The sequence below is a fragment of the Endozoicomonas ascidiicola genome (assembly GCF_001646945.1).
Taxonomy (GTDB): domain Bacteria; phylum Pseudomonadota; class Gammaproteobacteria; order Pseudomonadales; family Endozoicomonadaceae; genus Endozoicomonas; species Endozoicomonas ascidiicola.
Genome location: NZ_LUTV01000006.1, coordinates 152,950 through 162,368, shown reverse-complemented (window position 1 = coordinate 162,368; position 9,419 = coordinate 152,950). Strand labels below are relative to the sequence as shown.

The 9,419-nt window shown below is 46.9% G+C and carries 11 protein-coding genes and 1 pseudogene; 7 read left to right on the top strand and 5 right to left on the bottom strand.

What is annotated here, in order from left to right; all coding sequences use genetic code 11:
• Positions 1-218 (top strand): annotated as a pseudogene (locus AKL11_RS26045) (hypothetical protein); the annotation flags it as partial.
• Positions 219-647: 429 nt separating this feature from the next.
• Positions 648-1,424, top strand: coding sequence for a ferredoxin--NADP reductase (locus AKL11_RS17725; RefSeq protein WP_067519989.1), 777 nt, complete (start codon positions 648-650; stop codon positions 1,422-1,424).
• Positions 1,425-1,430: 6 nt separating this feature from the next.
• Here the strand turns inward: AKL11_RS17725 and AKL11_RS17720 are convergent, their stop codons facing one another.
• Both AKL11_RS17720 and AKL11_RS17715 read right to left on the bottom strand, forming a co-directional pair.
• Positions 1,431-1,724, bottom strand: a complete 294-nt coding sequence (locus tag AKL11_RS17720) for a hypothetical protein (RefSeq protein ID WP_067519987.1) — start codon at positions 1,722-1,724, stop codon at positions 1,431-1,433.
• A 25-nt stretch (positions 1,725-1,749) separates the two neighbouring features.
• A complete protein-coding gene (locus tag AKL11_RS17715) occupies positions 1,750-2,214 on the bottom strand; it encodes a MaoC family dehydratase (protein ID WP_067519985.1) in 465 nt (154 codons plus the stop codon).
• 177 nt (positions 2,215-2,391) lie between these two features.
• On the opposite strand from AKL11_RS17715, the gene AKL11_RS17710 reads away from it, so the two are divergent.
• The 4 genes from AKL11_RS17710 (at position 2,392) to AKL11_RS17695 (ending at position 6,968) form a co-directional block, all read left to right on the top strand.
• Positions 2,392-3,567, top strand: coding sequence for a steroid 3-ketoacyl-CoA thiolase (locus tag AKL11_RS17710; protein WP_067519983.1), 1,176 nt, complete (start codon positions 2,392-2,394; stop codon positions 3,565-3,567).
• A gap of 103 nt (positions 3,568-3,670) precedes the next feature.
• Positions 3,671-4,579 (top strand): SDR family NAD(P)-dependent oxidoreductase, encoded by a 909-nt coding sequence (locus AKL11_RS17705; RefSeq protein ID WP_067519979.1) that lies wholly within the window; start codon positions 3,671-3,673, stop codon positions 4,577-4,579.
• 18 nt (positions 4,580-4,597) lie between these two features.
• Complete coding sequence (locus AKL11_RS17700) at positions 4,598-5,827, top strand: acyl-CoA dehydrogenase family protein (RefSeq protein WP_067519978.1); 1,230 nt, start codon at positions 4,598-4,600, stop codon at positions 5,825-5,827.
• Position 5,828: 1 nt separating this feature from the next.
• The gene (locus AKL11_RS17695; RefSeq protein WP_067519974.1) at positions 5,829-6,968 is read left to right on the top strand and encodes an acyl-CoA dehydrogenase family protein; all 1,140 of its coding nucleotides are present in this window, start codon (positions 5,829-5,831) and stop codon (positions 6,966-6,968) included.
• A gap of 143 nt (positions 6,969-7,111) precedes the next feature.
• Here the strand turns inward: AKL11_RS17695 and AKL11_RS17690 are convergent, their stop codons facing one another.
• On the bottom strand, positions 7,112-8,017 hold the full coding sequence (locus AKL11_RS17690; RefSeq protein ID WP_095210486.1) for an RING-HC finger protein: 906 nt from the start codon (positions 8,015-8,017) through the stop codon (positions 7,112-7,114).
• 59 nt (positions 8,018-8,076) lie between these two features.
• Entirely contained in the window at positions 8,077-8,298 is a 222-nt protein-coding gene (locus AKL11_RS17685; protein ID WP_067519972.1) for a baculoviral IAP repeat-containing protein, read from the bottom strand.
• A gap of 203 nt (positions 8,299-8,501) precedes the next feature.
• On the opposite strand from AKL11_RS17685, the gene AKL11_RS17680 reads away from it, so the two are divergent.
• Positions 8,502-8,855 carry a hypothetical protein gene (locus tag AKL11_RS17680; protein WP_067519967.1) on the top strand — a complete coding sequence of 118 codons (354 nt, stop codon included), beginning with the start codon at positions 8,502-8,504 and terminating at the stop codon, positions 8,853-8,855.
• A 126-nt stretch (positions 8,856-8,981) separates the two neighbouring features.
• On the opposite strand, the gene AKL11_RS17675 is transcribed toward AKL11_RS17680, so the two are convergent.
• Positions 8,982-9,419, bottom strand: a 438-nt coding sequence (locus AKL11_RS17675) for a transposase (RefSeq protein ID WP_157673669.1), incomplete at its 5' end; no start/stop codon positions are given.

Here is a 9,419-nt window from a genome sequence, read left to right as displayed (position 1 = left end):
ACAAACTTCACTGGAGGCTTGACGTTGCTTTTGGCGAAGATAAAAATCAGACTACCAATAATTGCGCCATTGAGAACGTCTCGATCCTTAACCGAATAGYACTGAATATCCACACTCAGGACACGGAAACCAACGACAGTATAAAACTGAAACGGTTAGCTGCGGGTTGGGACAATGACAAGCTTGAGGAACTATTGAGTTCTATMGTGCTTATTTGATGCGTAAGCCCTGTCTTTAGGTGTGTCTGTGCTCTTTATAGCGTGACTATTAAACTTGCCGTGAGGTACTCCACCACGACGTTTAGCCATAGCAGAAGTGTTGACGTCGGCTTGAGTCGAGCCATCGGCTTTTATTGTATTCCCCATAACATACTTTCTATAAGATTGGATTTGCAGTTTTTGAAAAGTGAGTGGTAAAAATATGGACATTGACTTTGTATTTAAGTTCAAGGTTTCTATAACAGATCACTGCTTGATTTTGATGGATTTAATAAGCTGGCTTCAGTTCAAGGCCAGTATGCACTCTGGTTTTAAGCATATTTCCGACTGATTTACTAAAGTACTGCGTCCTTATGGTATGTTATGCCCTTGTCTACCACGGATGAGTGCTCCAATACGGAGACGCCATAAACCGATAAGAAGCAAAATATGTCCGCATTTAACGAAGAAACGGTGCTTACAGTAAAACACTGGAATGATACCCTTTTCAGCTTTACGACCTCCCGTGATCCCTCCCTGCGCTTTCATAATGGTCACTTTGTGATGATTGGTCTGAAGGTGGATGGTAAGCCCTTGATGAGAGCCTACAGCATCGCCAGTGCCAACTACGAAGAGCATCTCGAGTTTCTCAGTATTAAAGTGTCCGACGGAGCGTTGACCTCCCGCCTTCAGCACTTACAACCCGGAGATAACATCCTGGTCAGCCGAAAGCCTGTTGGTACTCTAGTAGTAGGTGATTTAACGCCCGCTCAGAACCTGTTTCTGTTTTCTACCGGAACGGGTTTGGCGCCCTTTCTGAGCATTATCCGAGACCCGGAAACCTATGAGCGGTTTGAAAAAGTGATTCTTGTACATGGTGTCCGCTATGTGAGCGAGCTGGCTTATCAGGATTTTATCGAGGGCGAGTTGCCAAACCACGAGTACCTGGGTGACGAGATTCGGGAAAAATTAATCTATTACCCAACCGTTACCCGGGAATTGTTCAAAAATACGGGGCGTATCACTGATCTTATTAACTCTGGTCAGCTCTGTAATGACCTGGATCTTCCGCCGCTCAACCCAAAAACCGATAAAGCCATGATCTGCGGCAGCCAGCACATGCTTAATGATTTGTCGGACATTCTGGACAATCTTGGCTTCAAAGCCTCCACTCACACAGGCGATGTAGCGGATTATGTGATTGAGCGGGCGTTTGTAGAAAAGTAAGTGCCATTATCTGGAAGCTGGTGGCTTTTCAAAACGACGGTAGTCGATTTCTTCTAATGGCCAGCTTTTGGATTTTTGTTTGATTCGTTTGGCAATGCTCATCCCGAAAATGGTCTGGCAGACCGTTTCTTTTAAAGCAATCAGCTCATCGGCGCTGGTCAAGCCAATAAAGACACCGGCTTCCATAAAGCCTTCCAGCCGGTGTCGTTCAAGAGGGGTGGGAGGATAACCCTGTTTAGAGGCTGACAGCAGTCGTGTCAGCCTTTGCTCTACTTCGGTAATAAACTGCTTTTTATCCATAAATAGTATTTCAATTGATGATGAATTACATATACATAAACATCATCTCATAAACCAGTGCCGGACGCTCTTCTCCTACCACATGGACGTTTTGCTCAAGGGTGATGGTGGTTCCTTTTGGACCGCCTTTGATGGATTTAACCCTCGAACGACAATGAATCTGACTGCCTGCGGGCACAATACCGGTGAATCGTAGTTTATCGGAACCCACATTCAACATGTTGTTAAAGCCGGTCACTTCACAAGGAAGAGGTATGGGCATTTTGGGCAGTAATACCAGTGTCAGAAAACCATGGGCAATGGTCGTTTTAAAAGGACTGTGTTGCGAGCATTTTTCTGGATCTGTGTGTAGCCAGTATGTGTCGCCTGATAACTCAGCAAACTGGTTTATCAATTCCTGTGAGATGGTTAACGGCTCACTCCAATCACCAAAGGTTTCCGTGACTTCTGTTTGCAGGGCTTCAATGTCTTTGTAGTTATACTGATTCATGGCTTTTTCTTCTCTTTATAAACCAACGTTGCTGAATCCTAGCGAAAAAAAAGTTGTCCCGGTAGCGGGAGAATTTGTCACTGCAAAGTGGACGGATTCTGTCATTTATCTTCTGTTTCAGATGCTCTAATGTGCTGTGTCATACGTTACTAAAAAAATAATAAGAAGGAGTCCAAGATGGCTGAAGCCGTTATTGTTGAAGCGCTGCGAACCCCGATCGCTCGGGGTAAGCCCGTTGTTGGTGACCTCCACGGTTTTCATGCCGCTGAGTTACTGGCGTTATCCATGAAAGCGGTTGTTGAAAAAGCCGGCCTTCAATACGACGATGTTGAACAAATCATGGCGGGCTGTGTCACCCAGGCTGGTGAGCAGGCTGGCAACATTGCCCGTCATGCCTGGCTGTCCATGGGTAAAACATGGGCTGGTGGTGCAACAACCCTTGATGCGCAATGTGGCTCCGCCCAGCAGGCAAACCATCTCATCTCTTCCCTTATTCGTGGCGGTTCCATTTCAATGGGCATTGCCAGCGGTGTAGAAGCCATGAGTCGTGTAGGTCTGGGCATGAACGTCTATAACGGCCCCGGATTCTTTATGCCGGAAAACTGGCCCTGGGACAGCACGCCGGATCAGTTTATGAGCGCCGAACGCATTGCTAAAAACCGTGGTATTACCCGACAGGATGTGGATGAGTTTGCACTGCGTTCACAGCAACGGGCAGCTGCCGCATGGGAAGCAGGCTATTTTGATCGGGAAGTCATTTCTGTTGATGCGCCAGCGTTTGGTGAAGATGGTAAGCCAAACGGTGAAACCAAACAGGTCGCCAGAGATCAGGGGCTTCGTGCAACCACCATGGACGCGCTTAGCCAGCTAAAGACTGTCTCTGAGGGTGGTGTCCATACCCCGGGTAACTCCTCCCAGATTTCCGATGGTTCTGCTGCTGTACTCTGGATGAGTAAAGAAGACGCACTGGCACGTGGATTGAAGCCAAGAGCCCGCATTATTACTGATGTGGTGGTTGGCTCTGACCCTTACTATTTGCTGGATGGCCCGGTGGATGCCACCAAAGCCCTGCTAAAAAAGAGTGGCATGAGCCTGAGCGATATTGATCTGTTTGAAGTGAATGAAGCCTTTGCTGCTGTCGTCCTTTCCTGGGCACGGGTTTATCAGCCAGATATGGATAAAGTAAACGTCAATGGTGGTGCTATTGCTCTTGGTCACCCAGTTGGTAGTACCGGTGCCCGATTAATTACTTCTGCTCTTCACGAGTTGGAGCGCACTGATAAAAACACCGCGTTGATTACGATGTGCTGCGGTGCCTCTGTGGGTACCGGCACTATCATTGAGCGAATTTAACGACACTCGTTTTATACCCAAGGCTTAGACTCGTTCCCATGCTTTTATGCCCTTTGAGAATTGCGTGGGAATGCATACAAGAAAAATAAAATAGGAAAAGAATATGAGCTCATTGGATGGAAAGGTTGCCATTGTTACCGGCGCAGGCCGTGGTTTGGGTCGTGCAGAAGCATTGAATCTGGCAAAAGAAGGTGCTCGTGTTGTTATCAACGATCTGGGCGGTAATGCTGAAGCAGAAGCCACGGCGGTGTCTGTTGTTGATGAAATCAAAGGTTTTGGCGGTGAAGCCTTTGCCTTTTTCGGTGATTGCGCCGACTGGAATGACTCTGAAGCGTTGTTCAAAAAGACCCTGGATACCTGGGGCGATGTCAACATTATGGTGAACAACGCCGGCTTCTGTCGCGACCGTTTGATTTTTAATATGACCGAAGATGAGTTTGACTCTGTCGTACGAGTTCACTTGAAAGGTCACTTTGTGAATATGCGCCACGCCACCAAATACTGGCGTGAAAAGTGTAAAGCAGACGGCGCTCCGGTTTATGGTCGACTGGTTAGCACATCGTCAGAAGCGTTCCTGTTCGGTTCAGTCGGACAACCCAATTACGCGTCAGCGAAAGCGGGCATTGTTGCCATGACTATGGGTGCAGCCCAAGTGATGTATAACTACGGTGTAACGGCAAACGTCATCTGCCCACGGGCACGTACCGATATGACCAACCAGGCAGCCACGGCCCATATGTTTGTAAAGCCTGAAACTGGCTTCGATACCTTTGCACCGGAAAACGTTAGCCCTCTGGTCACGTATCTGGCATCGCCTGATGCGGGTAATGTCTCTGGTCAGGTGTTTGTGGTTTGGGGCAAGCAGGTGACAGTGATCGACAGCCCGAAAGAAGCGGCCCGTTTTGAAAGCCCTGAAGTTTGGACTCCAGAATCTATGCACAGTTCGCTGGGTGAGTACTTTGCCAATAAAGTACCGGTGCGTGATGGTTTTTCTGTCATTCCAACGGAATAAACAGGGCAGGTGACAGCTATGTCTGACTTAACAACATTTCGTGAAGAAATTCGCTCCTGGCTGAACGACAACTGTCCTGAGTCCATGCGAACACCAGTGACTCAGGAAGAGCAGGTGTGGGGTGGTCGAAACGTTCGCTTTGCCTCCACTGATGCAAAGTTGTGGTTTGATCGTTGTGTCGAAAAAGGGTATTGCGTTCCCGACTGGCCTAAGGAATACGGGGGTGCTGGTTTTGACCGTCAGCAAACCCGTATTTTCAAAGAAGAGATGGCAAGGTTGGGTTGCCGGGCACCTCAGGTGAATCTGGGTATCTGGATGGCTGGGCCGGCGATTCTTGAGTTTGGGACAGAAGAGCAGAAGAGAGAGCATCTACCTAAAATTGCCCGGGGAGAAATTCGCTGGTGTCAGGGGTATTCAGAGCCGGGTGCAGGCTCTGATCTGGCAGGCTTACAGTGTCGTGCAGATTCCGACGGCGATGATTACATGATTAACGGTTCGAAAATGTGGACCTCCGGAGCGGATGAATCCGATTGGGTCTACTGTCTGGTAAGAACCGATTTTGATGCGCCCAAGCACAACGGCATTACTTTCCTGCTGTTTGATATGGCCAGCGAAGGCGTCGATGCCAAACCTATCGAACTGATTACCGGTGAAACCCATTTCTGCCAGACCTTCTTCGACAATGTTCGTGTACCTAAGAAGAATGTGCTGGGCGTTGAAAACCAGGGCTGGACGGTTGCCAAACGGGTTTTGCAGTTTGAACGGAATATGATGTCCGATATGGAATCCTCTGCTGTTCGTGCGGCAGTAACCCCTCGTTCCTCGGCTATTGAACATATTGGTCTGGTGGACGGCAAACTGGCGGATCCCATCTTTCGTCAGGACATTGCCCGTCACGAAATCGCCAAGCGGGCGTTGGATAAAACCCAACAGCGTATGGCGGACGAATTTGCCGAGGGTGTCGGCGATATGAATGTGGCCACTATTTTGAAATACGTGGGAACGGAAGAAGAAAAGCGGAAATATGAGTTGATTCTGAAAATAGCTGGCGAACACGCTTTGGGCTGGAGCGGTGATGCATTTTCCGATGATGGCTTTTCTGATGAGGAGCTTCAGTTAACCAGAGACTGGCTGTCGTCTAAAACCCACAGTATTGCCGGTGGCACCTCGGAGATTCAACTGAACATTATTGCCAAACGTGTATTGGGTCTGCCAGAAAACACGACCGTGGATAAGGGAGGGAAATAACATGTCTTTAGCATTTAATGAAGAGCAACGCTCCCTGAAAGACACTGCCAGAGATTTCGTTCAGGCCAATAGTCCGGTGGAAAGCCTGAGGGAGCTACGGGATTCAAAGGATAAAACCGGCTTCTCAAGAGACATCTGGTCGCAGATGGTTGAATTGGGTTGGGGAGGAATCGTTTTCCCGGAAGCTTACGGTGGTTTTGACTTTGGTGTTAAAGGGCTGGCAGCGTCGATGGAAGAATTTGGCCGTACGCTGGTGGCATCTCCGGTGCTGTCTACGGTGGCGCTATCGGGTTCGGTGATTCTCAATGCCGGGAATGAAACCCAGAAGCAAGAGCTACTGTCATCCATTGCAGCGGGTGAACTTCTGGTGAGCCTGGCTCTGGAAGAAGGCGTACGCCACAACCCAACAACCATCACAACCCAAGCGGAAAAAAACGACAACGGGTTTGTTATTAATGGTCGTAAGACGCTGGTAATGGATGGTCATGTGGCCGATCAGCTGATTGTTGTAACCAGAACCTCTGGGCAATCCGGTGATCAAAAGGGTATCAGTCTGTTTTTGGTGGATGCACAAGCTGTTGGGTTACAGATTACCCGTACTCATCTGACCGATAGCCGGAATTACGCTCGTATCGAACTGAATAATGTTCAGGTGTCCGACAGTGCACTGATCGGGCAGGTTGATGATGGCTTTGAACCATTAGATAAAGCGTTAGATGTGGCTCGCATCTGTCTGTCGGCAGAACTGTTTGGCAGTATTCAGGAAGCTTTCGAGCGAACCATCGAATACCTGAAAGAACGCAAACAGTTTGGTGTGTTGATTGGTACCTTTCAGGGGCTTCAGCACCGGGCCGCGCACATGTATACGGAGATTCAGCTGTGTAAATCTCTGTTGATGGATGCGCTTCAAACATTGGAAACAGGCAAGGAAAAGGCACCTGCTCTGGTCAGTGCCGCAAAAGCCAAAATCGCTGAAACGGCTGAGTTGGTCACCAATGAAGCGGTACAGTTGCACGGCGGTATTGGTGTGACCGATGAATTGGAAATTGGTTTCTTTCTGAAGCGAGCGAGAGTTGCTCAAATGCTTCTGGGGGATGCGCACTTTCATTATGATCGGTATGCGGAGTTGGAGAGCTTTTAACGCTGATTGTCAGGGGGATTCTCAGCTGTTCTCACAGTAAGTCAGGATCAACCCCTGAGAGAATGGCCCTTTATAGTCATAGAGTTATCATAATTTTAAATGAGTACTCTATGACTACATGAAAGCTGAAGATATTAAGAAAATTAGTTTCTGTAAAACTTCATTCGGTAGTTACCGCTTCTGCCATTATCAATTTTTGCTCTGCAGGTCGGGCACTTCTGTACTCTCTTAGAGCATACTTCTCCCATTAAATGATGGCATTGCATTAATATGATGCTGAGCTCCTCGGTGAAGCAAATTTTGCACATATTTTCATCCTGTAGCTCCTCGAGAGTTTTTGGTCCTTCTGACCTTTGCTGATTGCCACTGGCTATAGGTTGTGTAGCTGTTGAAGTTGAAGGCTGTTCTGCAGTATTTGTCATAACAGGGTTTGATGGAGTTAACGAGGTTGCATGCTCTTGGGCTTCGACGCTGGACATCCTGCTAAGAGGGGTTTCTGTGTTCATCTGGAAAACCATTTCACTCACGGTTTCTGCATCAACGGGTATATTTCCACAGAACGTTTTTACGCTATCCTCTTGCTCTCTGGAAAGGGAAAAGCCGTATGCATTACTCACCATCCCAATGAGAAGTCCAAGCTCTTCTGGAGTTCGAAGTGCTGGAGAACTAAATGCAGACAGGCTGGTTTGTCGATGTATTTGAGGTCTTTGCTCAGGTTGTCTTTGTGCTGTATTGCTCCCCCCGGTTGCTTGTGCGACCGGTGCAAATCTGTTGTGGCTATTTGATAACGCAGCCCTGTTAGTTGCTGAAATCGTCCTATTGGTATTATTGATTACATGGAATTCTTCCTGAACTGGTTGTTGATGACCCTGAGAGTTTTGCGTCATATTTTGGGTTAGCGTACTCAATGAAGATCGATCAAATGTTGCATTAGGTCCTATTTGAATGTGGACTTGATTGGCTGAATGACGGTGTGATGATATTGTTGATGTGTTGGATGCTTGAAAGCTGATGTTACGTGACAGTAACGGACAACGTAATCCCATCATCCATGCTCCCGACTCGTGTTCTGTATGAGCTACATCTGTCGGTTCAAAGTTATTAAGGTTTAGACCGCACTGGTTGCATTTAACGGCATCAATCGGGAAGGTCCTGACACCATCTCAACTTTTGCAACGCGGAAGTGGGAAAGAGCTCCGGTATAATAAAAGCCAGATGCAGCCAAATGAATGGGTTGAGAATTATCAGGCCAGTTAACCACTCCAAGAGATGGTGCAAACGAATTTAGGCGGCTTTGTAAATCAGCCATGTTCTGGTTTATTGGTGTCATTGTTGTTTCCCTTAATGATGTTTTGTCTCAGTTACGTTGTAACCTCCAGTTCTGTATACTTTGAGACCTGTAAATGATATTAAAGTTCCATTTATTGAGTCTGCCGTTTGAAATTGGCCATGAAAAATTCGATTTATTGATTGAATACCTCCAGAAAACTCTTGTCAGGATAGGGGGGATCATTAATTCTTGAATAAACCTAAATGCGAATTATTATTAACTGCGTCTTTTTGGCTGGAAGGGCACTAGCGATGCAGGCGTGTTTGAATCAGGTTTCCAGATTGTTTTTCATAAAGACAGCCATTGATCAGGCAGCCACCCATACCGCTTTTTATATGGGTAAAGAGGCAAAACCAATAGAAGCTAAAAAGCTACTTGACTTAGCAAAGGTCGATATCAGTACTGCCATCGATCGTTATGAGGAAATGGGGGGAATTACTATCGAAAGCAGAGTGACACAGCTATTATGCGCAAAGACAGATAAGCGCAAAGACAGAATTCGAAATGAAATTTGCCATACATCAAGTAAGTTTAAAAATGGTGCTCTCTCTGAATAATTGAAACAAAAGAACTTCAATTGTACGACTATTACGCGATGTTCGACTTGCAGATTTTTAACTTTGCATGGAAGTAAGTCCAACTAAAACTTTAAAAGCTGTACCAAAGTGGAGTTTCACTGATTTTTAAGCAGCAGCAATCAGGCTTTCAAACTGAATCGGTGCTTTCCCTGCACTGATATTCAGATATGAACCCATATTGTGTGCCAAAAGCTTCCTGGCTATACGCGAAGTCATATGCCACCTGTCTCGACAACGGCACCTTTCGATTTCAAATTGTTCTGCCAGCTGGCCAATAACTGTTTCAATCCTCCGTCGTACCCGCATGATTAATTTCACAAACGACTTTGGTCTATCATCTTTCATGTTTTTTCTTAGTGGTGTCTGTAGGTCGATACCTAACCCCCGGCAGTCTTCTTTGAACTCTGGTCGTATATACCCTTTGTCACCTAACAAAAGTCCGGCAATGATATCCATCATGTCATAAGCAGCGTCACGCTCATCAATATTAGCGGCAGTCAGCGTAAATCCAACGGGAATACCGCGAGCTTCAACCAGTAGATG

What these genes read in the sequence shown, in the direction of transcription:
- AKL11_RS17690 (WP_095210486.1), bottom strand. Translation starts at nt 8,017, where the DNA reads ATGATGGGATTACGTTGTCCGTTACTGTCACGTAACATCAGCTTTCAA.
- AKL11_RS17715 (WP_067519985.1), bottom strand. Translation starts at nt 2,214, where the DNA reads ATGAATCAGTATAACTACAAAGACATTGAAGCCCTGCAAACAGAAGTC.
- AKL11_RS17705 (WP_067519979.1), top strand. Translation starts at nt 3,671, where the DNA reads ATGAGCTCATTGGATGGAAAGGTTGCCATTGTTACCGGCGCAGGCCGT.
- AKL11_RS17680 (WP_067519967.1), top strand. Translation starts at nt 8,502, where the DNA reads ATGCGAATTATTATTAACTGCGTCTTTTTGGCTGGAAGGGCACTAGCG.
- AKL11_RS17725 (WP_067519989.1), top strand. Translation starts at nt 648, where the DNA reads ATGTCCGCATTTAACGAAGAAACGGTGCTTACAGTAAAACACTGGAAT.
- AKL11_RS17720 (WP_067519987.1), bottom strand. Translation starts at nt 1,724, where the DNA reads ATGGATAAAAAGCAGTTTATTACCGAAGTAGAGCAAAGGCTGACACGA.
- AKL11_RS17700 (WP_067519978.1), top strand. Translation starts at nt 4,598, where the DNA reads ATGTCTGACTTAACAACATTTCGTGAAGAAATTCGCTCCTGGCTGAAC.
- AKL11_RS17710 (WP_067519983.1), top strand. Translation starts at nt 2,392, where the DNA reads ATGGCTGAAGCCGTTATTGTTGAAGCGCTGCGAACCCCGATCGCTCGG.
- AKL11_RS17695 (WP_067519974.1), top strand. Translation starts at nt 5,829, where the DNA reads ATGTCTTTAGCATTTAATGAAGAGCAACGCTCCCTGAAAGACACTGCC.
- AKL11_RS17685 (WP_067519972.1), bottom strand. Translation starts at nt 8,298, where the DNA reads ATGACACCAATAAACCAGAACATGGCTGATTTACAAAGCCGCCTAAAT.